This window comes from Aminobacter carboxidus (assembly GCF_014863355.1).
Classification (GTDB): Bacteria; Pseudomonadota; Alphaproteobacteria; order Rhizobiales; family Rhizobiaceae; genus Aminobacter; species Aminobacter carboxidus.
Window position 1 is genome coordinate 43,153 of sequence record NZ_JACZEP010000009.1, and the last position, 22,622, is coordinate 65,774.

22 protein-coding genes are annotated in these 22,622 nt (G+C 63.9%); 12 read left to right on the plus strand and 10 right to left on the minus strand.

Going from position 1 to position 22,622, the window contains the following annotated elements; all coding sequences use genetic code 11:
• The first annotated feature begins 18 nt into the window (after positions 1 to 18).
• A complete protein-coding gene (locus tag IHE39_RS23230) occupies positions 19 to 1,284 on the plus strand; it encodes a glycerate kinase type-2 family protein (RefSeq protein WP_192568116.1) in 1,266 nt (421 codons plus the stop codon).
• Here IHE39_RS23230 and IHE39_RS23235 read toward each other — a convergent pair.
• The 4 genes from IHE39_RS23235 to IHE39_RS23250 form a co-directional block, all read right to left on the minus strand.
• Positions 1,281 to 2,732, minus strand: coding sequence for a UdgX family uracil-DNA binding protein (locus IHE39_RS23235; protein WP_192568117.1), 1,452 nt, complete (start codon positions 2,730 to 2,732; stop codon positions 1,281 to 1,283). The genes IHE39_RS23230 and IHE39_RS23235 overlap by 4 nt on opposite strands.
• Positions 2,732 to 3,967 carry a putative DNA modification/repair radical SAM protein gene (locus tag IHE39_RS23240; RefSeq protein WP_184770638.1) on the minus strand — a complete coding sequence of 412 codons (1,236 nt, stop codon included), beginning with the start codon at positions 3,965 to 3,967 and terminating at the stop codon, positions 2,732 to 2,734. Before IHE39_RS23240 ends, IHE39_RS23235 begins: the two co-directional genes overlap by 1 nt.
• Before the next feature lie 115 nt (positions 3,968 to 4,082).
• Positions 4,083 to 5,471 (minus strand): glutamine synthetase family protein, encoded by a 1,389-nt coding sequence (locus tag IHE39_RS23245; protein ID WP_192568118.1) that lies wholly within the window; start codon positions 5,469 to 5,471, stop codon positions 4,083 to 4,085.
• A 29-nt stretch (positions 5,472 to 5,500) separates the two neighbouring features.
• Positions 5,501 to 6,886: an aspartate aminotransferase family protein gene (locus IHE39_RS23250; protein ID WP_434781334.1), complete on the minus strand. Its 1,386-nt coding sequence runs from the start codon at positions 6,884 to 6,886 to the stop codon at positions 5,501 to 5,503.
• A gap of 167 nt (positions 6,887 to 7,053) precedes the next feature.
• Between IHE39_RS23250 and IHE39_RS23255 the strand changes: the two genes are divergently transcribed.
• Positions 7,054 to 7,506, plus strand: coding sequence for a hypothetical protein (locus IHE39_RS23255; protein WP_184770632.1), 453 nt, complete (start codon positions 7,054 to 7,056; stop codon positions 7,504 to 7,506).
• 41 nt (positions 7,507 to 7,547) lie between these two features.
• On the opposite strand, the gene IHE39_RS23260 is transcribed toward IHE39_RS23255, so the two are convergent.
• Positions 7,548 to 7,979, minus strand: coding sequence for a MarR family winged helix-turn-helix transcriptional regulator (locus IHE39_RS23260; RefSeq protein ID WP_192568119.1), 432 nt, complete (start codon positions 7,977 to 7,979; stop codon positions 7,548 to 7,550).
• A gap of 73 nt (positions 7,980 to 8,052) precedes the next feature.
• Between IHE39_RS23260 and IHE39_RS23265 the strand changes: the two genes are divergently transcribed.
• The gene (locus IHE39_RS23265; RefSeq protein WP_192568120.1) at positions 8,053 to 8,505 is read left to right on the plus strand and encodes a hypothetical protein; all 453 of its coding nucleotides are present in this window, start codon (positions 8,053 to 8,055) and stop codon (positions 8,503 to 8,505) included.
• A 56-nt stretch (positions 8,506 to 8,561) separates the two neighbouring features.
• Here IHE39_RS23265 and IHE39_RS23270 read toward each other — a convergent pair whose 3' ends face one another.
• Entirely contained in the window at positions 8,562 to 9,536 is a 975-nt protein-coding gene (locus tag IHE39_RS23270) for a WD40 repeat domain-containing protein (protein WP_192568121.1), read from the minus strand.
• 159 nt (positions 9,537 to 9,695) lie between these two features.
• Positions 9,696 to 10,781, minus strand: coding sequence for a CobW family GTP-binding protein (locus IHE39_RS23275; RefSeq protein ID WP_192568122.1), 1,086 nt, complete (start codon positions 10,779 to 10,781; stop codon positions 9,696 to 9,698).
• Positions 10,782 to 10,966: 185 nt separating this feature from the next.
• On the opposite strand from IHE39_RS23275, the gene IHE39_RS23280 reads away from it, so the two are divergent.
• From IHE39_RS23280 to IHE39_RS23305, 6 genes are all read left to right on the plus strand, one after another.
• Complete coding sequence (locus tag IHE39_RS23280) at positions 10,967 to 11,701, plus strand: intradiol ring-cleavage dioxygenase (protein WP_192568123.1); 735 nt, start codon at positions 10,967 to 10,969, stop codon at positions 11,699 to 11,701.
• A gap of 74 nt (positions 11,702 to 11,775) precedes the next feature.
• Entirely contained in the window at positions 11,776 to 12,180 is a 405-nt protein-coding gene (locus IHE39_RS23285) for a hypothetical protein (protein ID WP_184770620.1), read from the plus strand.
• 232 nt (positions 12,181 to 12,412) lie between these two features.
• On the plus strand, positions 12,413 to 12,925 hold the full coding sequence (locus IHE39_RS23290; protein ID WP_192568124.1) for a MarR family winged helix-turn-helix transcriptional regulator: 513 nt from the start codon (positions 12,413 to 12,415) through the stop codon (positions 12,923 to 12,925).
• A gap of 130 nt (positions 12,926 to 13,055) precedes the next feature.
• The gene (locus IHE39_RS23295; RefSeq protein WP_184770617.1) at positions 13,056 to 13,994 is read left to right on the plus strand and encodes a DMT family transporter; all 939 of its coding nucleotides are present in this window, start codon (positions 13,056 to 13,058) and stop codon (positions 13,992 to 13,994) included.
• Between the two features lie 64 nt (positions 13,995 to 14,058).
• Entirely contained in the window at positions 14,059 to 15,093 is a 1,035-nt protein-coding gene (locus IHE39_RS23300) for a LacI family DNA-binding transcriptional regulator (protein ID WP_184770616.1), read from the plus strand.
• Positions 15,090 to 16,073, plus strand: a complete 984-nt coding sequence (locus IHE39_RS23305; RefSeq protein WP_192568125.1) for a 2-hydroxyacid dehydrogenase — start codon at positions 15,090 to 15,092, stop codon at positions 16,071 to 16,073. Before IHE39_RS23300 ends, IHE39_RS23305 begins: the two co-directional genes overlap by 4 nt.
• A 54-nt stretch (positions 16,074 to 16,127) precedes the next feature.
• On the opposite strand, the gene IHE39_RS23310 is transcribed toward IHE39_RS23305, so the two are convergent.
• On the minus strand, positions 16,128 to 16,901 hold the full coding sequence (locus tag IHE39_RS23310; RefSeq protein ID WP_192568126.1) for a gamma-glutamyl-gamma-aminobutyrate hydrolase family protein: 774 nt from the start codon (positions 16,899 to 16,901) through the stop codon (positions 16,128 to 16,130).
• Between the two features lie 297 nt (positions 16,902 to 17,198).
• Here IHE39_RS23310 and IHE39_RS23315 point away from each other — a divergent pair, with 297 nt between their 5' ends.
• From IHE39_RS23315 to IHE39_RS23325, 3 genes are all read left to right on the plus strand, one after another.
• Positions 17,199 to 18,308, plus strand: coding sequence for a TRAP transporter substrate-binding protein (locus IHE39_RS23315; RefSeq protein ID WP_115730829.1), 1,110 nt, complete (start codon positions 17,199 to 17,201; stop codon positions 18,306 to 18,308).
• 130 nt (positions 18,309 to 18,438) lie between these two features.
• The gene (locus IHE39_RS23320) at positions 18,439 to 18,690 is read left to right on the plus strand and encodes a hypothetical protein (protein WP_192568127.1); all 252 of its coding nucleotides are present in this window, start codon (positions 18,439 to 18,441) and stop codon (positions 18,688 to 18,690) included.
• Positions 18,691 to 18,895: 205 nt separating this feature from the next.
• Positions 18,896 to 20,002 (plus strand): TRAP transporter substrate-binding protein, encoded by a 1,107-nt coding sequence (locus IHE39_RS23325; RefSeq protein ID WP_184770613.1) that lies wholly within the window; start codon positions 18,896 to 18,898, stop codon positions 20,000 to 20,002.
• 85 nt (positions 20,003 to 20,087) lie between these two features.
• Here the strand turns inward: IHE39_RS23325 and IHE39_RS23330 are convergent, their stop codons facing one another.
• Both IHE39_RS23330 and IHE39_RS23335 read right to left on the minus strand, forming a co-directional pair.
• Positions 20,088 to 21,821, minus strand: coding sequence for a TRAP transporter large permease (locus tag IHE39_RS23330; protein ID WP_184770612.1), 1,734 nt, complete (start codon positions 21,819 to 21,821; stop codon positions 20,088 to 20,090).
• Entirely contained in the window at positions 21,818 to 22,402 is a 585-nt protein-coding gene (locus IHE39_RS23335; RefSeq protein ID WP_184770611.1) for a TRAP transporter small permease subunit, read from the minus strand. The genes IHE39_RS23330 and IHE39_RS23335 overlap by 4 nt, the downstream gene beginning before the upstream one ends.
• Between the last annotated feature and the right edge of the window lie 220 nt (positions 22,403 to 22,622).

Below are 22,622 nucleotides of genomic sequence, written 5' to 3' on the forward strand. Positions count from 1 at the left end.
GAGAGTTTGAACGTCCCGATGGCCATGACCGACCCGAAGCATTTTCTGACCAGCGTTTTCGAAGCCGCCGTGGCTGCTGCCGACCCCGAGCTCACCATCCGCCGCCATCTGCCGGAAAAGCCCAAGGGTCGCACCATCGTCATCGGCGCAGGCAAAGGCTCGGCGCAGATGGCAGCTGTTTTCGAAAAAGCCTGGGACGGGCCACTGGAGGGCGTGGTCGTCACCCGCTATGGCTTTGCCGCCCCTTGCGAGCGCATCAGGATCGTCGAGGCTTCGCACCCGGTGCCCGACGCCAACGGCCTCGAAGCGGCAAAGCTGCTGCTGGAGACGGTGTCCGGGCTGAGCGAGGACGATCTTGTCGTGGCACTGGTTTCCGGCGGCGGTTCGGCGTTGCTGCCGTCGCCGGCCGGCCCCCTAACCCTTGCCGACGAGATCGCCGTCAACGAGGCGCTGCTCGCGTCGGGCACGCCGATCTCGGCGATGAACACCATCCGCAAGCACATCTCCGGCATCAAGGGCGGCAGGCTGGCGGCCGCTGCCTGGCCGGCGCGCGTCGTTTCGCTTGTCGTGTCCGACATTCCCGGCGACAATCCCGCGCTCGTCGCGTCCGGTCCGACCGTGCCCGACGAGGCCACGCGGGCCGATGCGCTCAGGATGATCGAGACCTACCGCATCGCGCTGCCTGCCAATGTCATGGCGCATATCAATTCGGCCGCCGCCGATGCGCCGCAGCCGTCCGATCCGCGCTTTGCCCGCAACGAGGTGCATGTCATCGCCTCGGCCGCGGTGTCGCTCGACGCTGCTGCTGAAGCAGCGCGCAAGCAAGGCGTCGAAACGGTCATCCTGTCCGACGCCATCGAGGGCGAGGCGCGCGAGATCGGCAGCGTGCACGCCGCCATCGCCCGTGAAGTCGCGACCCGCAACCGGCCGTTCAACAAGCCGGTGCTGATCCTGTCCGGTGGCGAAACCACAGTCACCTTGCGCGCAAAAGGCAAGGGCGGGCGCAACAGCGAATTCCTGCTCGCCTTCGCCATCGGCATCGACGGGCTTTCCGGCATCGAAGCGCTTGCCGCCGACACCGACGGCATCGACGGTTCCGAGGACAATGCCGGCGCCTTCGCCGACGGCTCGACGGTTTCGCGCATGCATGCTGCAAGCGTCGACGCCAAGGCGATGCTCGCCGCCAACAATGCCTGGACGGCGTTCAATGCCATCGGCGACCTGTTCGTGCCGGGCCCGACCGGCACCAACGTCAACGATCTCAGGGCGATCCTGGTCCGCTAGGCAGCCATCATCGCGCGCACGATCCCGATGTCCTCGGCGAAGCGGGCACGCTCGGCTCCGGCGTCCTGCGGGTCGCGGATGCGCAGGATGTAGGACGGATGGATCGTCAGGAACACGGCGAGGCCGTCGTCGCGCATGATGGTCTGGCCGCGCTGCCTGGTGATTGCCACCGGCGCGTCCAGCAACGACTGGGCAGCGGTCGCGCCGAGCGCCACCACCAGCCTCGGCTCCACCAGCTTCAGTTCCTGCGCCAGCCACCAGCGACAGGCCTCAACCTCGCCGGCATTGGGCTTGCTGTGGATGCGGCGCTTGCCACGCGGCTCGAACTTGAAGTGCTTGACGGCATTGGTGACGTAGACCGCAGTGCGGTCGATGCCGGCTTCGCCGAGCACTGCGTCGAAGATCTTGCCAGCGGGGCCGACGAAGGGCCTGCCCTGCAGATCCTCCTGGTCGCCGGGCTGCTCGCCGACGAACATCAGTTCGGCATCGTCGGGGCCTTCGCCGAAGACGGTCTGCGTCGCCTCGCTCCACAGCGGGCAGCGCCGGCACTGGCTCGCCTTCTGGCGCAGGGCGTCGATGGATTGCGCCTCAGCCGCTGCCGGTTGTTTCGCCGCCGGCCAGTGCTTCGCCTGAATCGCCTGGTGATGCGGCGCGGGCATTGTCGGCATCCTTGCGATCATCTCCCGGGCGGCCTGGTCGGCGCCTGATATCAGTCCCGGAATGAGCGAGGCCTCGGGAAGGTTCCGCCAGTATTTCTTGGGCATCTCCGATTGCATCGCCTTCACCTTGAGACGGGCCGGATTGAAGATGCTGGTGAAATAGGTCCGCCACATCTCCTCCGACGGGTCGGCCGTGGGTGCGTCCTCTTTCGAGGCGCCGGGGCCGAGCGCCAGCATTTCGCGGTCCCATTCGGCCGAGCCGTGCGGCGTCAGGATTGCCCAGCGCATGCCGGTGAAGCGGCGCACGAAGAACGGCGCGGCCAATTCGACGATAAAGTGCTCGGGCTCAAACCAGGCAACGAAACGCTCGTCGTCACCGTCGCCGATCTTTCGGAAGCGGACGAAGGCATGCATCTTGTGCTCGTCGCGCCGGACCGCCTTCTCCATCGCCTCGAAACGTCTGACGTCGGGGTCGGAGGCAATGTGGAGCAGATGCGGTTCGCTGCGCTGCCGCCACAGCATCCGGTAGAGCAGGGCGAAGCGCTCGCTGTCGCTGTGGCAGGTCACGATGGCCGCGCGGTCGACGAAGTCTCGCGAGACCTTGAGTTCGACAGCCGGGATCGGCGCTGGCAGCTCTGTCGCTGCGCCGCCGACATGCCACTCAATGTCCTCGGGTCTCACCTCGTTGGAAACAAGCGTTCTTGCCGCATCACGCCAGCCGCCGAAGTCGGTCGGACCGGCGAGGTGCACGGCGTATGCGGCCAGTGACAGGGCGGGCGGGCTGGTCATCAAAACAGCTCGAGTTGTCGTGGCTTCGGCGCGATCGTCTCACGCAGCCTCATGGCATCGATGGACGCACCCGGTGACCAGCCGTCGGCGACGATGAATGGGCGCACCTTGGCTATGGATTGGCACAGCCTGCCGACGTCCTCGAGCCGCAGCCGCTTGAAGCGGCGGGTCTCGATGACACGTTCGACGGCGCGCGTGCCGAAGCCCGGGATGCGCAGCAGCATCTCCTTGTCGGCGCGGTTGACGTCGAGGGGAAACGAGGCGCGATTGCGCAGCGCCCAGGCGAGCTTGGGGTCGATCTCCAGGTCGAGCATGCCGTCGGTTTGGCCGCCCAGGATCTCGCTTTGGTCGAAGCCGTAGAAACGCATCAGCCAGTCGGCCTGGTAGAGCCGGTGCTCGCGCATCAGCGGCGGCTTCTTCAGGGGCAAAGTGGAGGAGGCATCGGGGATCGGGCTGAAGGCCGAATAGTAGACGCGCCGCAGCTGGTAGCTGCCATAGAGCCGGGCGCTGGTCTTGAGGATGCCGGCGTCTGAAGTGGCGTCGGCGCCGACGATCATCTGGGTGGACTGACCACCCGGCGCGAAGCGTTCGCGTTTCTTCGTCCGCAGCGTTGGTTCGGCCTTTTCCTCGATCTTCGAACGCAGTTTTGCCATGGAAATACGGATCGTCTCCGGCCGCTTTTCCGGCGCCAGCCGTTTCACGCTCTCGTCGGTCGGCAGCTCGACATTGATCGACAGCCGGTCGGCATAGAGGCCGGCCTTTTCGACCAGTTCGGCCGAGGCATCCGGGATTGTCTTGAGATGGATGTAGCCGCCGAATTTCTCGTCGAGCCTCAGCCTCCTCGCCACCTCCACTATCTCGCCCATGGTTTCGTCGGGCGAACGGATGACGCCGGAGGACAAGAACAGCCCCTCGATGTAGTTGCGCTTGTAGAAGTCCATGGTCAGCTGCACCACCTCGTCGACCGTGAAGCGGGCGCGGCGAACATTGGAGGACGAGCGGTTGATGCAGTAGCTGCAGTCGTAGATGCAGAAATTGGTCAGCAGGATCTTGAGCAGCGAGATGCAGCGGCCGTCGGGCGCGTAGGAGTGGCAGATGCCCATGCCCTCGGTCGAACCGATGCCGCGCGACTTGAGCGAGTCGCGCCCTCCGGCGCCAGAGGAGGCGCAGGAAGCGTCGTATTTCGCGGCGTCGGAAAGGATTGCGAGTTTCTCGCGGGTCGAAAGAATTGCCATATGTTCATGGTATGTTCTTTTGACCGACAAGACCAGTGGCTTCGCCGCGTCGTGGCGAGATGTGATCGCTTCGAAGGAGATTGGATGGCGGGCGTTGTCCGCCATCCCTCAGCGGTCACACCTCGTGCAGATAGAGATGATAGTCCAACTCGCTCACCGTGCGGGCGACGCGCAGATATTCGCTTTCCTTGATCGCCGTAAACGTGCGGTGCAGATCGTGGCCAAGAGCTTCGCGCAGGAACTCCGAGCCCTTCGCCGCCTCGATCGCCGTGCGCCAGTCCGCCGGCATCACGCTCTCGCTGCCTTCGGCCTGTTCGTAGCCGTTGCCTGACGTCTCTGGGCCGGGATCGAGCTGTTCATCGAGCCCCTTCGAGATGCCGGCGAGAATGGTCGCGGCCACCAGATAAGGATTGGCGTCGACACCCGAGGGGCGATGCTCGATGCGGCGGTTCCTGGCGTCGCCGGCCGGTACGCGCAGCGCCACCGAGCGGTTGTTGACGCCCCAGGTCGGGGCCACCGGCGCGTAGGACTGCGACACGAAACGGCGCCAGGAATTGGCGTGCGGGGCAAACACCAGCATCGATTCCGCCATGGTCGCGGCAAGGCCGCCGATCGCGTGCAGCAGCTTCGGCTGCCACTCGCCTTCCTTGGCCTCGGTGAAGACGTTGGTGCCGTCGGCATCGAGCAGCGAGGCGTGGAAATGCATGCCCGAGCCGGCGTACTTCTCGATCGGCTTGGCCATGAAGCACGCGGTGACGCCATGACGACGCGCCTGGATGCGGACGATGCGCTTGAGCATGATCAGGTCGTCGGCGGCCTGCATGACGTCCTTGCGGTAGCGCAAGGTGAGCTCGTACTGGCCCGGCGCGTATTCCGAGATGACGGTTTCCGCCGGAATGCCCTGCAGCTTGGCCGCGGCATAGATGTCGGAGAACAAAGGCTCCATGCCGTGCAGATGGTCGACCGAATAGACCTCTGTTTTACCAGAGACGCGGCCGTCGAGCACGGCGCGGGCCGGCTGGACCTTGCCGTCGCCGTCACGTTCGTTGGACAGCAGGAAGAATTCGAGCTCGAAGGCGCCGGCCGGATGCAGGCCCTTTGCCGCCAGCCTGTCGACCTGGCGCTGCAGCGCCAGCCGCGGGTCCGAGGTCATCGGCGCGCCGTCGAGATGGTACATCGACATCAGCAGCTGGCCGCGAGCCGGGCTGGTGGCATGCATCGGCTTCAGCGTGCCGGGGATCGGCCAGGCCCTGAGATCGCCGTCGCCGGAGTCCCAGATCAGCCCAGTCTCGTGCACATCCTCGCCCGTGATGTCGAGGCCGAGGATGGAGATCGGCAAATGCCGTCCGCCTTCATACAGCCCCATCAACTCGTGGCGGCGAATGATCTTGCCGCGGCCGACGCCATTGGCGTCGGTCAGCACGATGTCGAAGGCTTCGATGTCGGGGTTCGCGTCGAGGAAGGCTCTGGCCTCGTCGACGGTCGAGCCGGAAGGTGATGTCATGATGTCACTCGATTGTCTTGTGCCTTGTCTCATGCGGCAAGCTTGGCGGCAATATCGCCGAAAGCTGCAACCAGCCTGTCGACCTGCCGCGCTGTCGTCACCGGCGAGACCAGCATCATGTTGTGGAATGGCGCGATCAGCACGCCACGATTGACCAGCGCCACATGCATGGCAGCCTCCAGCCGGGAGGCATGCGCATGCTCGGCCTCGCCGCCGTTGCGCAGCGGGCCAGTCGCGCAGATGAACTCGACGCGGGCGCCGACCCGCATCACATGCCAGGGCAGCTGGCGTTTTCGAATGGCCTTGTCGAGCCCGGTCGCCAGCCTTTGCGCCAGCGCCTCCATATGGGCGTAGTTTTCTTCGGTCATCACCTCTTCGAGCGTCGCCCGCATCGCTGCGAACTGCAGCGGGTTGGCCGACAAGGTCGTGCCCATGCCGGAATAGCCCGGCTGCTTGGTGCTGTTGTAGGCGGCGTAGCGGTTGGCGACCTCTTCGCTCATGCCCCAGACGCTGGCCGGCACGCCGCCGGCGACGGGCTTGCCGAGGACAAACAAATCGGGGTCGAGATTATGCTTGCCGACATAACCGCCGGGCCCGGTCGAGATGGTATGGGTCTCGTCGATCAAAAGCAGCGTGCCGGCCTTGCGGGTCAGCGCGCGCACGCCTTCGAGAAAGCCGGGCTCGGGCAGCACCATACAGGAGTTGGTCAGCACCGGCTCGGTGATGACGCAGGCGACGTCGCCATGGCTGAGCGCCTGTTCCAGCGCCGGCAGGTCGTTGAACTCGACGATGCGGGTGCGGGCGGTGAGGTCGCGGAATTCGCCTGATAGCCCCGGGCGGTTGATCGGCTTGCCATCGTCCAGCCGCACCATCGTTTCGTCGACGGCGCCGTGATAGCAGCCGTTGAACACCAGGATCTTGTCGCGGCCGCTGACGGCGCGCGCCACGCGCAAGGCGAAGCGATTGGCGTCGGTGGCGGTAGTGGCGATCTGCCAGTGCGGCAGGCCGAAGCGCTTGGCAAGCAATAGCCCAAGCGTCAGCGAATCCTCCGACGGCAGCATGTAGGTCAGTCCGCGGCTCGCCTGCCTGCGGATGGCGCGGGCGACCGGGGCAGGGGAATGGCCGAACATCGAGCCGGTGTCGCCGAGGCAGAAATCGGCAAGCTGGTTGCCGTCGACATCGGTGATGACGGCACCGCGCGCCTTGTCGACCAGGATCGGGAACGGCGTCGGCCAGTCCTTCATCCAGTGCATCGGAACGCCGCCGAAGAAGCCCGCCATGCCGTTGCCGAGTGCTGCCTCGGATTTGGGCCGGGCACGGCGGAAGATTTCGGCCTCCGTCGCTGCAAGCTCGGCAATGCGTGACAGCGGCACGCCGCCTTCGGTGGCTTCGGGTCGTTCGATGCGGTTCATCATGGCTCCGATAGGACAGGCGGGCATTGGGCAGACGGGCGCACTCTAGCCAGAGGCGGTGTGAAACGGCAATTGGCCGTGCGTTAGGCGTCGATTGGCGCAGCCTGGCAGGCTCTTGACCCTGCCTGAACATCGGCGATCATGACACTGTGCTTTGGGGGTGAATGCCGATGCGTGTTATAATGACGGCCATGTCGATCCTGCTTGCGGCGGGCCCGGCCGGTGCCTCTGGCGGGCTCTCATGCGGTGCCAAGGATGAGGCAGTGAAGCTGACCATCGAGAGTGGCGTCACTCGCGGCATGGGCAGTCCGGTGTTCAATTTTCGCGGCGAGATCGAGCTGGCCGAAAAGGCTATTTCACAAGATCTGCGCGCGATGAGCTTCGAGCGCGAGCACCTCGCGCAATACTGGCTCGACGGCGAAGAGTTGCGCATGGTCATCTATCGCGAGCGTGAAGGCGACAAGCCGCATGGCTATGTCGAGGTTACGGTCAGGACCAAATCAGGCGACGAGGGCGACTATATCGGCCAGTACTCGGTCACCGTGTTCGACATGACCGATGCCACCGGCGGCGACGGCAAGACCTACAATTTCACCGGCCGCGCCACCTGCCTGGTCGAATAGTTCCAGCCCGGCATTGGTTACGCCGGCGACGCGACTGGCGGTCAGTCGCCATGCATGGCTGATATGGCGCGCCGCATCAGCGCCAGGAATGTCTGCCGTTCCTCATCGGTGAAGTCGGCCAGTGCTGCCTCGTTCTGGGCGCGGGCGGCGGCGGTCGCCGGGTCACGCAGCGCCTTTGCCCTTGGCGTCAGGTGGATGGCCTGCGAGCGGCCATCGTCGGGGTTGGCGCGCCGTTCGATCAGCCCGTCGCGCTCCATCCTTGTCAGCGTATTGGCCATCGTTGCCTGTTCGACATCGAGGCGCTGTACCAGTTCGCTCTGGGCCAGCCCATCCTCGTCCCATAGCGCCAGCAGCGTCATGAACTGGGCCGGTGCCAGCCCGAGCGGGCGGATGCGCTCATGCAGGCCCTTGGCGAATAGGCGCGCCATCTGGTTGGCGAGGAAGCCGGCGGAGCGTTCTTTGTGGAAAGCCATGGCAGAGAGATAGCCGTTGAATAGCATGCTATGCAATGATATATAGCTTGCTATGCAAATGGGAGGTTCGACAATGAAAGCGAAACTTCATGCCGCGGCCGGTGGGGTCGCCCTGCTCACGGTCAGCTGTTTCTGGATTTCCACCGTTGCCGCCGAACTGACCGGCAATGCCGAAATCATCGCCACTGTTAAGGCGACCATTCTTGCCGGCATGGTGGTGCTGATCCCGGCGATGATCATCGCCGGCGCCTCCGGCTTTTCGCTCGGCAAGGGCTGGAGGAGCCCTGTCGTCCAGATCAAGAAGCGCCGCATGCGCATCATCGCTGCCAACGGGCTCTTGGTGCTGCTGCCGTCGGCCTATGTGCTTGCCGGCTGGGCCGGGGAAGGGCGTTTCGATGCGGCCTTCATCATCGTGCAGACACTGGAACTGGCCGCGGGTGCGGTCAACATCGCACTGCTTTCGCTCAACATGCGCGACGGCCTGGCGCTTCGGCGCAAGCCGGCGAGGGCCATGCGCGCAGGCTGAGATTTCGGGCGGCAGGCGCAGCGACGGCCGCTTCGCGTCCTTCCCTGGAATTTACGCTAGCCGGTGATGTCGATGACGCCGCAATCGCCGCTGGCACTGCCGAAGGCGAGGCGGCGTTCTTCCTTGTCCCAGGCCATCGAGGTGATGGCGCCCTTGCCGGGGCGGCGCAGCAGTACTTCCTTGGCGTCGGCAAAACGCACCGCCAGCACCATGCCGTCCTCGTAGCCGACAGCGACGATGTCTTCGCTGGGATGACAGGCAACCGAGGTCACCATGGTGTTGCCGCGCGTGCCGAGCTCCAGCGGTGCCTTGCCCATCGGGCCGTCCTTGCCGCTGAACGGCCAGACGATCGCCGCCGGTGCGCCGGAGCTTGCCAGCCACTTGCCCTTGGCGCTCCACGACAGGCTCTTCACCTTGGCGGGATAGCCGGTCATGCGCATGTGCTTGGCATCGACGAGCTTCCAGCCATGCAGGGCGTTTTCCTGCATGGTGGTGACGAGGAAGGCGCCGTCGGGCGAAAACGTGATGCCGGTATGGGCGCCGTCCCATTGCAGTTCGGTCGGCGTGCCGTCGGCGGCAGGGAAATGCAGCGTCGCGCCATTGTAGCGGGCGACGCCGACGCGCATGCCCTTGGGCGAAAAGGCGATGCCTTCGACCGAGCGCGGGTGGTTGAATTCCTTGGTCTTGCCGTCGGCGAAACGCACCCAGGCATTGCGGCCGCTGGCATAGGCAAGCGCGCCTTGCGGTCCCGAGGCGACCGAGGTCACCCATTTCTTGCCGATGCTTGCCAGTTCCTCGGCCACGCCCGCCGCGGTCAACGACATCACCTTGCCGTCCTCGCCGCCCGAGATCATCACGTCGTTCTTGGCGGTGGTCGTCGCCGACAGCAGCCCGTCATGCAGCTTCAGTGACTTCTGGCCATGGTCGAGCCAGTGCACCGTGCCATCGGCAAGCGCGAAAAACGGGATGTTGTCGAGGAAGCTTGCTGTGACGCAATGTCCGTCGAGATCAAGCGGGGCGACTGTCGGCATGGGCTGTAAAACTTCCGGTGCTGATTTGTCCTCACCCCTAAGGACAGGGGGAGCAAGCGTCAACTTCGACGCTGGGTCGACGCTGGCGTTCGACACGCCTCTGGGGCGAGGCAAGCGACCGGCCCCCGATAGATCGAGGGCCGTGGGTTGTCTGATGGCTTACGCCGCCTGGCAGGCTTCGAAGCTGCGCTTGAGACGCTCGGCGTCGAGCTCGCGGCCGATGAACACCAGCCGGCTTTCGTGCTTCTCATCGTCCTTCCAGGCGCGCTGGTGGTCGCCCTCGATGATCATGTGGACGCCCTGGATGACGTAGCGATCCGGATCGTCCTTGATGGCAATGATGCCCTTGAGGCGCAGGATGTTGGGCCCTTCCATCTGGGTGATCTTCTCGATCCAGGGGAAGAACTTCTTGGAGTCCATCTCGCCGCCGCGCAGCGACACCGACTGCACCGTCACGTCATGGATCGGCGACACCGCCCCATGCTCGTGATGGTCGTGATCATGGTGGGCATGGTCGTGATCATGATCGTGGTGGTGATGATGGTCGTGGTCGCAGTTCGGGCCGCATTCGTGGTCGTGGTCATGATCGTGGGCGTCGAGGAAATGCGGGTCGTCGGCCAAAACGCGCTTCAAATCGAAGGCGCCGCGGTCGAGCACCTGGTCAAGCGCCACGCCGGCGCGGGTGGTGCGGTGGATCTTCGCCGATGGGTTGATGGCGCGGATGGCGGCTTCGACGTCGCGCAGCTCGTCAGCGGTCACCAGGTCGGTCTTGTTGAGAACGACGACGTCGGCGAAGGCGATCTGATCCTCGGCCTCGCGGGAATCCTTGAGGCGCAGCGGCAGGTGCTTGGCGTCGACGAGGGCAACGACGGCGTCGAGCTTGGTCTTGGAACGGACGTCATCGTCCATGAAGAAGGTCTGGGCCACCGGCACCGGGTCGGCGAGGCCGGTGGTCTCGACGACGATGGCGTCGAAGCGGCCGGGACGGCGCATCAGGCCCTCGACGACGCGGATCAGGTCGCCGCGCACCGTGCAACAGACGCAACCATTGTTCATCTCGTAGATTTCCTCGTCGGATTCCACGATCAGGTCGTTGTCGATGCCGATCTCGCCGAATTCGTTGACGATGACCGCATAACGCTTGCCGTGGTTCTCCGACAGGATGCGGTTGAGCAGCGTCGTCTTGCCGGAACCGAGATAGCCGGTCAGCACGGTAACGGGGATTTGGGTCTGAGCTTCGGTCATGGTCGTCCTCGGGATCGGATAGAGGCTCCATATAGGATGCCGGGGTGGTTTTTGCACGTCTCAAACGTCATCGCGGCCGCGCGTTTCAAACATTACGGAAGTTTCATTGGGCCAGCAGATCAGGCGCACCTAGATTGAGGTCCAGGCAAGGGGCTTGCCGAGCCATTTCGCGGAGACAGCCAGCTATGCAGAAATCGTCTTTTCCCGGCAAACTGAGCCGCCGCCGCGCACTTGGCCTGATCGCCGTGACGGCCGGCGGTACAGCACTCGTGCCGGTGCAGCTGTTTGCCCAGCAGGCTTCGCCGGCATCCGGCACAGCGCTGCTGATGCCGGAAGCTGGCGTCTGCTCGATCACGCCCGAGACCACCGAAGGTCCCTACTACTTCGACCCCGAACTGGAGCGCAGCGAGATCACCGAAGGGCGCGAAGGCGTTAAGCTGACCGTACGCCTGCAGGTCGTCGACGAGGCCTGCAATCCGATCGAGGGCGCACGCGTCGATCTCTGGCATTGTGATGCAACGGGCCATTACTCCGGCTATCCCGGCCAGGGCGACAACCGCGACGTCGATACATCGGGACAGAAGTTCCTGCGCGGCTGGCAGCGGGCGGACAAGACCGGCATCGTGTCCTTTGAGACCATCTATCCCGGTTGGTACCGCGGCCGCACCACTCACATTCATTTCAAGGCTTTCCCACGCGAGGGCTTTGAAATGACCGGGCAGATATTTTTCCCCGACGATGTGAGCGAGCACATCTTCTCGACTTGGGCGCCCTACGCCACGCGTGGCGGACAGCGCGACACGATGAACGCCGACGACGGCATCCTGCGCCGTGCCGGCCCGGGCGTGCAAAGTGCCGTCAGCGAAGCGGCTTCGGCTTATGAAGCCGTGATGATCATTGCCGTGAAACGGGCGGGATAAGCTGATCTCCGCTCGGCGGGCGCCAGCTTGGAAATCCCGTTGACACACATCCACTCGTCGCTTCGACTGGGTGAATGAAAGCGAGCGATACTTTCCTTCGATTTGTCACGCACGCGACACACGAGCCTTTCGGGCATCGTAGTGGCCTTTTCAAAGTCGCCTATGCGCTTCGCAGGGACCTCACACCTGCAGCGCCATTTGCAGTGGACCTCACGAAGCAATTGTCGTGGTTCGAGGCCAACATGGCGGTGCCGACGCGGTTTTCGAAGTCCCGTCATCCTCGAGCACAAGAGACGGCGCTTTCTTGGGTCAAGGCCAACGCAGACGAGCACATTCGAAGGCTACGCCTGCTTGTCGCTCTTGTCGAAGAAGTGGGGCAGGTAAATATTGTCGAACTGCGGACGACGCGACCTGGTTATGTCGTTTTCGAAGACGACCATCAGGTGATTGCTCAACCTTTCGCCGACACCCCGCGCTGAGCTTTCTAACACGCTGCAGCCTTGATGGGCGTTGGGCTTACAAAAATAGGCAATTTGCCGGCGAAGCATTCCTGTCATCGAACTGTAACATACGTCTGGCAATAGCGCTCGTAAGCGTGGTCGGTTGCCGGCAAACTGAGCTGGCAACAATCTCCCCGCGGTCGATTGCCAAGGGCCACGCAGCAACTATTCTCGGCCATTACGGCACGGGGGCGTGGCGCAGGAGAGGCGGATGTCCAAGTCCAACAAAGGCGCGGCGATGAGCCGGCTTCACCAAGTGGCCCGGCTGGCGCGCACCTCGCTTGCCGCACGGCTTTTGGCACATGGCTTTTATGCCGGCCAGGACCAGATTATGCTGTCGCTGCACGATGACGACGGCCAGACCCCTGGCCAGCTCGCCTCGCGCCTCGGCGTGCGTCCCCCGACGATCACCAAGACCATCAACCGGCTGCAGGCCCAGGGCTTCCTGGAAAAGCGCGCCTCGGAGACCGATGCCCGCCAAGCCCACATCTTCCTGACCGAAACCGGCAACGATGCCATCCGCGCCGTCGAGAAGTCGGTCAAGAAGACCGAAAAGCAGGCGCTCAAGGGTTTCGACAAGAAGGACATCAAGCAGCTTTCCAAGCTTCTGCTGCGCATCGAGGCCAACCTTTCCGACCTGACCCTGATCGACGACGAGGCCGCCGCCGATGTCGAGGGTGCGGCCGAGGTCGAGCCCGAACTGGAAGCCGAAGCGGCGGAATAGCCGCAACGGCAGCAGCGCTCCATCCCGTTACAGGGATGGAAAATGGCGTGGCCCACCTGTTTTGCCTTGCCGGGCGGCGGCGATAGGCGCAATAGCCAGATATCCCCAGTCATTTGCCCGGCCTGCCAGCGTGTCTCCTCAAAAACCAGCAGAAACCGCAACGCCTTCATCGGCGATCCTGCTGATATTCGCCTCGGGCCTGGTGTTTTCCTTCCTCGACACCAGCGCCAAGCATCTCGTCACGTCGGGCATGGCTGCGCCCTTCGTCACCTGGGTGCGCTTTGCCGTGCATGCGGCGATCGTGCTGGTGCTGTTCAAGGCCTGGGAGCGGCCGGAGCGCCTTGTGCCGCAGAGCCTGAAGCTGCAGATCCTGCGCGCGGTTTTCATGTTCGGCTCGACGATCTTCAATTTTCTGGCGCTGCAGACCCTGCAGCTTGCCGAAACCGTGTCGATCAACTTCGCCAGTCCGATGGTCATCACCGCCCTTGCCGGGCCGCTGCTTGGCGAATGGGCCGGCTGGCGGCGCTGGCTCGCGGTCTTCGTCGGCTTTCTCGGCGTGCTCGTCATCACCCGGCCGGGCTTCGGCGGCTTCGACATCGGCCACATCTTTTCGCTCTGCGCCATGCTGAGTTCGTCGCTTTACACCATTATGACCCGGCAGATGGGCCGACGCGAAACGGCCGAGAGCCTGATCCTCTATTCGGCTGTCGTGCCGGCGATCTTCATGCTGCCGGCCGTGCCTTTGGCCGGCTCGTTGCCTGTCCACTCCTACGACTGGCTGGTGCTGTTCGGGCTCGGCGTCTTCGGCGGTTTCGGCCACTGGCTGCTGATCAAGGCCTATCAGCGCGCCTCCGCCACAGCGCTTGCGCCTTACCCCTACCTGCAGATGGTCTGGATGATCATCCTGGGCTGGCTGGTGTTCGACCAGTTGCCCGACCGCTGGACGCTTGCGGGTGCCATGATCATCGTTGCCAGCGGCCTCTACATCATCCATCGCGAGCATACGCTGAGGGTTCGGAACCGGGCCGCGCCAAGCACCGAAACCGAAGAGCTGGCAAAAAAGCTTTGATTTGCCGTTGAACAATGGCATACGGCTTTAAACGGTTTAAAAGACCGTCCGTTCACGCTTGCGGATGGAGGGCCCGCTGGCTCAGAAGATCAAGCTTTCGACGATTGCCGACGCGCTTGGGGTTTCGACCGCAACCGTGTCGCTTGCGTTGCGTGACAGCCCGCTTGTCGCCGACGTCACACGCGACCGCATCAAGCAGCATGCCCGCGAGATCGGCTACATCTACAACCGCCGTGCCGCCAGCCTGCGCACCTCGCGCTCCGGCATTGTCGGGGTCGTCGTCCACGACATCATGAACCCGTTCTATGCCGAGATTTTGCGCTCCATCGAGAGCGAACTCGACCGCAGCCGGCAGACCTTCATCCTGTCCAACCACTATGACGATCTGGAAAAGCAGCGCACCTTCGTCGACACGCTCCTGCAGCTCGGCGCCGACGGGGTGATCATGTCGCCGGCCATCGGCACGCCGGCCGAAGACATCGTCATGGCCGAGGAAAACGGGCTTCCCGCGGTGCTGATCGCCCGTTCGGTCGAAGGTGCCGAGGTGCCGGTGTTCCGCGGCGACGACGCCTATGGCACCGCACTTGCCACCAACCACCTGATCTCGCTCGGCCACAAACGCATCGCCATGATCGGCGGCACCGACCAGACTTCGACCGGCCGCCACCGCTACCAGGGTTATCTCAACGCCATGGAAGCAGCGGGGCTCGAAGTGCTGCCGAGCTGGCGTATCGCCGGCCCGCGCACCAAGCAGGGCGGCTTCGAGGCGGCGGCACAGTTCCTGGCGCTGAAGGACAAGCCGACGGCCGCCTGCTGCTGGAACGACCTCGTCGCCATCGGCCTGATGAACGGCATCGCCCGTGCCGGCCTCGTGCCCGGCATCGACGTCTCGGTCACCGGTTATGACGACCTCGAGGAGGCCCAGATCGCGACGCCGGCACTGACCACGGTGTGGAACGGTCAGCGCGAGGTCGGCCGCCGCGCTGCCAGCGCTTTGCTCGACAAGCTCAACGGCCAGTCGGTGCGGCCGTCGCAGGAACTGATCAAGCCCGAGCTGCATGTCAGGCAGTCCACCGGAAAACCCAAAGAACGCACATGACCGTGTCGAATTCCGAAACGCCGGCGATCGTGATCCCCGGCCTGCTGCACCCGCGCGTCGCCGAGCGGCTCAAATCGGCATTTCCGCTCGTTGAACTCGCCTCTGGCGATCCGGCATTGCTGACCCAGGAGATGAAGGCAAAGGTGCGCGGCATCGCCTCGGCCGGCCGCGTCGATGCGGCTTTCATCGACGCTTTGCCCCATCTCGAGATCATCGCCAATTTCGGCGTCGGTTACGATGGTGTCGATGCGCGCCATGCCGGCGCGCGCGGCATCATGGTCACCAATACGCCAGACGTTCTGACCGAGGAGGTCGCCGACACCGCTGTCGGCCTGCTCATCAACACGGTGCGCGAGCTGCCGCGGGCCGAAGCCTGGCTGCGCGACGGGCGCTGGGTCCGCGAGGGCGGCTATCGCCTGACGCCGGGCACGCTGCGCGGCCGCCGCATCGGCATCTTCGGCATGGGCCGCATCGGCCTTGCCGTCGCGCGCCGTCTCGAAGCCTTCGGGCTGCCGATCGCTTATCACAACCGCCGCCCTGTCAATGGCGTCGCCTACGACTACTTTCCGACGCTGAAGCAACTGGCAGCCGCCGTCGACACGCTGGTGTCGGTGGCGCCGGCTACGCCGCAGACCGAAAAGATCGTCGACGCCGGCATCTTCGAAGCGCTCGGTGCCAACGGCGTCTTCGTCAATGTCGGCCGTGGCGCCACCGTCGACGAGGCAGCCCTGGTTGCGGCTCTTTCAAAAGGCACGATCCTGGCGGCTGGCCTCGATGTCTTCACCGACGAGCCGAACGTGCCGCAGGCATTGATCGACCTGCCCAACGCATCGCTGCTGCCGCATGTCGCCTCCGCCACCGTCCACACCCGGCAAGCGATGGCCGATCTTGCCGCCGACAACATCTTGTCGTGGTTTTCCCAGGCGCGCCGGGCGTTGACGCCCGTGCCCGAGACCGCTGAAGTGACGGCCAGGGTCTAGCTGAGCCGATCTGGCTGGGGTGCTATCTCCCCGGCGCGGGGAAGCGCCCGGAGCTTACTCCGCTGCCGTCCGTGCCGCCTGCCTTGCGACAGCATGGGCCCGCACGGCATCGCCGAAGGCCTTGAAGATACGCTGCGAGACGTCGTCCGACTTGACCCAGTATTCGGGATGCCATTGCACGCCGACGGCGAAGGCGCGTGAGTCGCGTATCGACACCGCTTCGACAGTGCCGTCGGGTGCCACCGCCTCAACCTGCAGCTTCGAACCGAGGCGTTCGACCGCCTGGCGGTGGACCGAATTGACCAGGATGTCGCCTGGGCCGAACACGCCGGCAAGGCAGCTGCCTGGCTTGATGGTCGCCACCTGATGGATGGCGAAGCGTTCGTCCTGGTTGTCGCTGACGGGTGCGCGGTGATCGGCGATGCCTTCGCGCTCCTGGATTTCGGTGGCGAGCGAGCCGCCAAGCGCGACGTTCAATTCCTGGATGCCGCGGCAGATGGCGAGCAGCGGCACGCCGCGCTCGATCGCCTTGCGGATCAGCGGCATGGTCGTGGCATCGCGGGCGAAGTCGTAAGGGCCGTTGGCCTCGGTCGCTTCCTCGCCATACAGGCGCGGATCGACGTTGGACTTCGAGCCGGTCAGCATGACCCCGTCGACGGATGACAACAGCTCGTCGAGGTCGAGGCGGTCGCCGAAATTGGGCACCAGTACCGGTAGCACACCGGCGCCCGAGATCGCCGCCTCGAGATACTGCTGGGGTGCTGCATGCCAGGTGTAGTTCTCGAACTGCTTGACGTCTGACGACACGGCAACAAGCGGCTGGTGCATGATCGGGTTCGAATCCTTGTGGAAAGCAGGCTGTTTCCTTGCCTACAAAATAGGCGATCCCGAGGCGCTTTTCCAACACAAGTTTGCATATCTCGTATGTGCCAGATGAGCGGGATTAGACTATAGTGTTAGATGCTTGGGCTGCCGCAGCGTTTTGCGCGGTCAAACTTTCCCTGCCCTCTCGGGCGCGCTTTACTCATCCCCTTCGCCGTGTATTGTCGCGGTCGGCGTTAGTGGTGGGAGGCCAGATATTTCCCCAGCGTCGTATGTCTTTCGGTCCACTATGGGAGGATTTTGATGGATCGCCGTTCATTTATCAGGAAGGCCGGAACCACCGGCGTAGGTGCGGCCGCTGCCGCAGCGACGCTTGCGGCACCGGCAATTGCCCAGTCCAATCCCAAGATCACATGGCGGCTCGCGTCGTCCTTCCCGAAGTCGCTCGACACCATCTATGGTGGTGCTGAAGTCCTGTCGAAGCACCTGTCGGAAGCCACTGACGGCAACTTCACCATCCAGGTGTTTGCAGCCGGCGAAATCGTGCCTGGCCTGCAGGCAGCAGACGCAACGACCGCCGGTACGGTCGAAGCCTGCCACACGGTGGCATATTATTACTGGGGCAAGGACCCCACGTGGGCGCTCGGTGCGGCCGTTCCGTTCGCGCTCAATGCACGCGGCATGAACGCCTGGCACTACCATGGCGGCGGCATCGACCTGTTCAACGAATTCCTGGCGACTCAGGGTCTCTATGGTCTGCCCGGCGGCAACACCGGCGTGCAGATGGGCGGTTGGTTCCGCAAGGAGATCAACACGGTCGCCGATCTGCAGGGCCTGAAGATGCGCATCGGCGGTTTCGCCGGCAAGGTCGTCGAGCGGCTCGGCGTCGTGCCGCAGCAGATCGCCGGCGGCGACATCTACCCGGCGCTGGAAAAGGGCACCATCGACGCTGCCGAATGGGTCGGCCCTTATGACGACGAGAAGCTCGGCTTCCAGAAAGTCGCGCCCTACTACTACTATCCCGGCTGGTGGGAAGGTGGCCCGACGGTCCACTTCATGTTCAACAAGGCCAAGGTCGAGGAGCTGCCGGCAGCCTACAAGGCGCTGCTGCGCACGGCGGCCCAGGCGGCCGACGCCAACATGCTGCAGAAGTACGACTTCCTCAACCCGACGGCAGTCAAGAGCCTGGTTGCCAACGGCGCGCAGTTGCGTCCGTTCAGCCCGGAAATCCTCTCGGCCTGCTTCGACAAGGCCAACGAGGTCTATGCCGAGATGGAAGCCAGCAACCCCGGCTTCAAGAAGATCTGGGATTCGATCAAGGGCTTCCGCAAGGAGCACTACCTCTGGGCCCAGATCGCCGAATACAACTACGACACCTTCATGATGATCCAGCAGCGTAACGGCAAGCTCTAAGCTTCCGCACTGCACCGTGTCAGAGGCCCGGGACGCACATGCGCGCGCCCCGGGCCTTATACATTTCGAGGCCGGAATGTCGTTATGATGTTCCGGCCTCAGTTGTCATTGTGGTGGTTGCAACACCGCGATGACGGCACGCAGAGCGGTTGGCCTGTCCGAGGCGGGGTGGCTTGAAGCCGCGTCGCGCTCGCTCGACGCGCTGGCGCCCGAACTCAAGGGCTATCAGCCCTATCATGCGGCGCGCGCCGAGCTGTTGTCGCGCAAGGGCAATTTCAGCCAAGCGGCCGCCGCGTACGCCATCGCCATCGAGTTGGCCAGCTCGGTGTCAGACTCGGCATTCTTGCGGCGACGGGCCGGGCATCTCGCCGGGCGAAGCTAACGCAACATCGTGCTCCGGGGTCGTCACGGCAAGCTCCAGGCGCGGTAGCGGCAGTAACGCAAGCCCTGTCGTGCAAGCCGCGGGGCGTCTGTTTTTTTGCGGCAACCGTTTTCGGTTCTGCTATTCTCCCGCCCGTGCCGGACAAGCAGAACATCAAGGGGTCCCCGGCGCGCTCAAGAACATAAGCAACAAATGGGAGTAAGGGATGGATCGCAGATCTTTCATCCGCAGGACCGGTGCATCCGGTCTTGGGGTCGCTGCCGCGTCGATGCTTGCTGCTCCGGCGATTGCACAGTCGTCGCCAAAGGTCAGCTGGCGCTGTACCTCGTCGTTCCCGAAGGCGCTCGATACGATTTATGGCGCCGGCGAAACGATGGCCACCTACGTTCGTGAGGCCACCGACGGCAACTTCGACATCCAGGTCTTCGCCGCCGGCGAGATCGTGCCCGGCCTGCAGGCGGCGGACGCGGCGTCGGCCGGCACCGTCGAATGCTGCCACACGGCGTCATATTATTACTGGGGCAAGGATCCGACCTATGCCTTGGCGACTGCCGTGCCGTTCATGTTCAATGCCAGGCAGATGAACGCCTGGATCTATCATGGCGGCGGCCACGACCTGCTCAACGAGTTCTACGCGACGCAAGGGCTGTACGGGCTCGCATGCGGCAATACCGGCGCCCAGATGGGGGGCTGGTATCGCAAGGAAATCAATACCGTCGCCGACCTGAAGGGGCTGAAGATGCGTGTCGGCGGCTTTGCCGGCAAGGTGCTCGAAAGGCTCGGGCTGGTGCCGCAGCAGATCGCCGGCGGCGACATCTACCCGGCACTCGAAAAAGGCACCATCGATGCGGCCGAATGGGTAGGGCCGTATGACGACGAGAAGCTCGGCTTCCATAAGGTCGCGCCCTATTATTATTACCCCGGCTGGTGGGAAGGCGGGCCGACGCTGCACACTTTGGTCAATCTGGCCAAATGGCAGGAACTGCCAAAGCACTATCAGGTGGCGCTTGCCTCCGCCTGCCAGGCGGCCAATTGCGACATGATGGCGACCTACGACTACAAGAACCCGGCGGCGCTGCGCCGGCTGGTGGCAAACGGCGCGCAATTGCGCCCCTTCAGCCCGGAGATCATGAAGGCCTGCTTCGACTCCGCGAACCAGACCTATGCCGAGATCTCCGCAACCAACGCCGGCTTCAAGAAGATCCTCGACAGCCAGACGGCGTTCCGCAAGGACGCCTATCTCTGGGCGCAGCTGTCGGAGTACACGTTCGACACTTTCATGATGATCCAGCAGCGCTCCGAAGCGCTCTGAGCATCGCGGCGCAAGGTCAGCGCCTGGCCAGCATCGTCACAATGAGAAAGGGCGCCTTTCGGCGCCCTTTCGCTTGTCGTAGCCGTCAGTTGAAGCTCGGCGGCTTCGTCAGGTCGTTGGCAGGTGCCGCCGGTGCCGTGCCGGGGGCTGGTGCGGTGCCGGGAGCCGGTGCGCCAAGCGGCGGCAGGCCGAGGCCACCGCCCAGTCCGGGCATGTCGGGCATCTTGATCTCAATGGTGCTTGGATCAACCGGCGTGCCCTTGTAATGCATCACCATCTGCGGGAAGGCGATCGTCAGCCCGATCATGATGATCTGGATGCAGACGAAGGGAACGGCACCCCAGTAGATCTGCCCCGTCGTCACCGGCTCGATGTTCTTGCCGGTGATGCGGTCGAGATAGGGCACCCGGGCCGCGACCGAACGCAGGTAAAACAGCGCGAAGCCGAAGGGCGGGTGCATGAAGCTGGTCTGCATGTTGACGCCCAAAAGCACGCCGAACCAGATCAGGTCGATGCCGAGCTTGTCGGCGGCAGGCGCCAGAAGCGGCACGATGATGAAGGCCAGTTCGAAGAAGTCGAGGAAGAAGGCCAGCAGGAAGACCAGGATGTTGACGGCGATCAGGAAGCCGACCTCGCCGCCGGGCAGCGACACCAGCAGGTGCTCGACCCAGAGATGGCCGTTGACGCCGTAGAAGGTCAGCGAAAACACCCGCGCGCCGATCAGGATGAACAGCACGAAGGACGACAGCCTCGTCGTCGAGGCCAGCGCCTGGCGAATGACGTCAAGCGAAAGCCGTCCCTTCATCCCAGCCATGATCAGGGCGCCCACCGCGCCCATCGCGCCGCCTTCGGTCGGCGTGGCGATGCCGAGGAAGATGGTGCCGAGCACGAGGAAGATCAGCGCCAGCGGCGGGATCAGCACGATGATGACCTGCTGCGCCAGTCGCGACATCAGGTTGAACTTGAGGCCGCGGTCGAGGATGGCAGCGACGTAGATGACGATGAAACCGACACAGGCGCCGAGGATGTCGGCATTGGCGCCATGGGTCGGCGACAGGTAGACATGCGCGGCATAGGCGATTACCGCTGCCAGCAGCAGTGCCGCAAACAGCGAAGTCACGCCATGGCCGAGCGTGCGTGCCTCAAGCGGCAGCGCCGGCATCGATTTCGGCCGGAAGATCGACATCAGGAAGATGTAGCTCATGTACAGGCTGGTCAGAACCAGGCCGGGGATCAGCGCGCCCTTGTACATGTCGCCGACCGAGCGGCCGAGCTGGTCGGCGAGCACGATAAGCACGAGCGAAGGCGGGATGATCTGGGCAAGGGTGCCGGATGCGGCGATGACGCCCGACGCGACGCGCCGGTCATAGCCGTAGCGCAGCATGATCGGCAGCGAGATCAGGCCCATGGCGATGACCGAGGCGGCAACCACGCCCGTGGTCGCTGCGAGTAGCGCACCGACAAAGATCACGGCATAGGCAAGGCCGCCGCGAATCGGGCCGAACAGCTGGCCGATGGTGTCGAGCAGGTCTTCGGCCATGCCGGAGCGTTCGAGCACGATGCCCATGAAGGTGAAGAACGGGATCGCCAGCAGCGTCTCGTTCGACATCACCCCCCAGAAACGTTCGGGCAACGCATAGAGCAATGGCCAGGACAGGTTGATCGAGCCGTTGGAGTAGGGCGCCAACTCGACGCCGATGAAGAAGAACAGCAGGCCGTTGGCGGCGAGCGAGAAGGCAACGGGGTAGCCGAGCAGCATGAAGATGATGAGCGAGAAGAACATGATCGGCGCCATGTTCTGGGCGATGAACTCGATCATGGACGCACCTCGTCGGCCAGCGCCTTGCCTTCAAGTTCGGCTTGTTCGTGGGCCGAGATGAAGGGCGTGGGGTCGTCCATGTCGCCGCGCATGATGGCGATCTTCTTGATGATCTCCGAAATGCCCTGGAAGCCGAGCTGCACGAAACCGCACAGCAACAGCGCCTTGGCCGGCCACAGGATCAAGCCGCCGGAGCTCGACGACATTTCACCGGAGCGGAACGACAGGCTCACATAGGGGACGAAGTAAAAGATCATCAGGATGACGAAAGGCATCAAGAACAGCAGGTGGCCGAGCAGGTCGATCCAGTGCTGCACCCGGCGCGAGAACATGCCGTAGACGATGTCGATGCGGATATGCTCGTTCTGCCGCAACGTGTAGGCGGCGGCCAGCATGAAGGCGGCGCCGAACAGGTACCACTGCAGCTCCAGCCAGGCATTGGACGACATGTTGAAGGTCTTGCGGATGACCGCGTTGCCGGCACTGACGAGAATGGCAACCAGAATCGCCCAGGATACCGTCTTGCCGATCGCCTCGTTGATACGGTCAATGACCCTGGATAGAGCGAGAAGCCCTGCCATGCATTCCTCCCTGATTTGATGGGGCAGCCGATGTTCCCCGACGTTCTTTTTTCCGGCACTCCCCTGATGTTCATGGGTATGCCGGTCACGGGTGTCGCGTCAACACAACAGCTTGGTGCCGTCAATCACTGCACAGGTCGCAAAGGTTGGGAAAAGCTGCCGTGACGTTGCGGCATGCAACCAAAGTCGCAAGCAAAAACCGACGCTTCTGAGGGAGCTG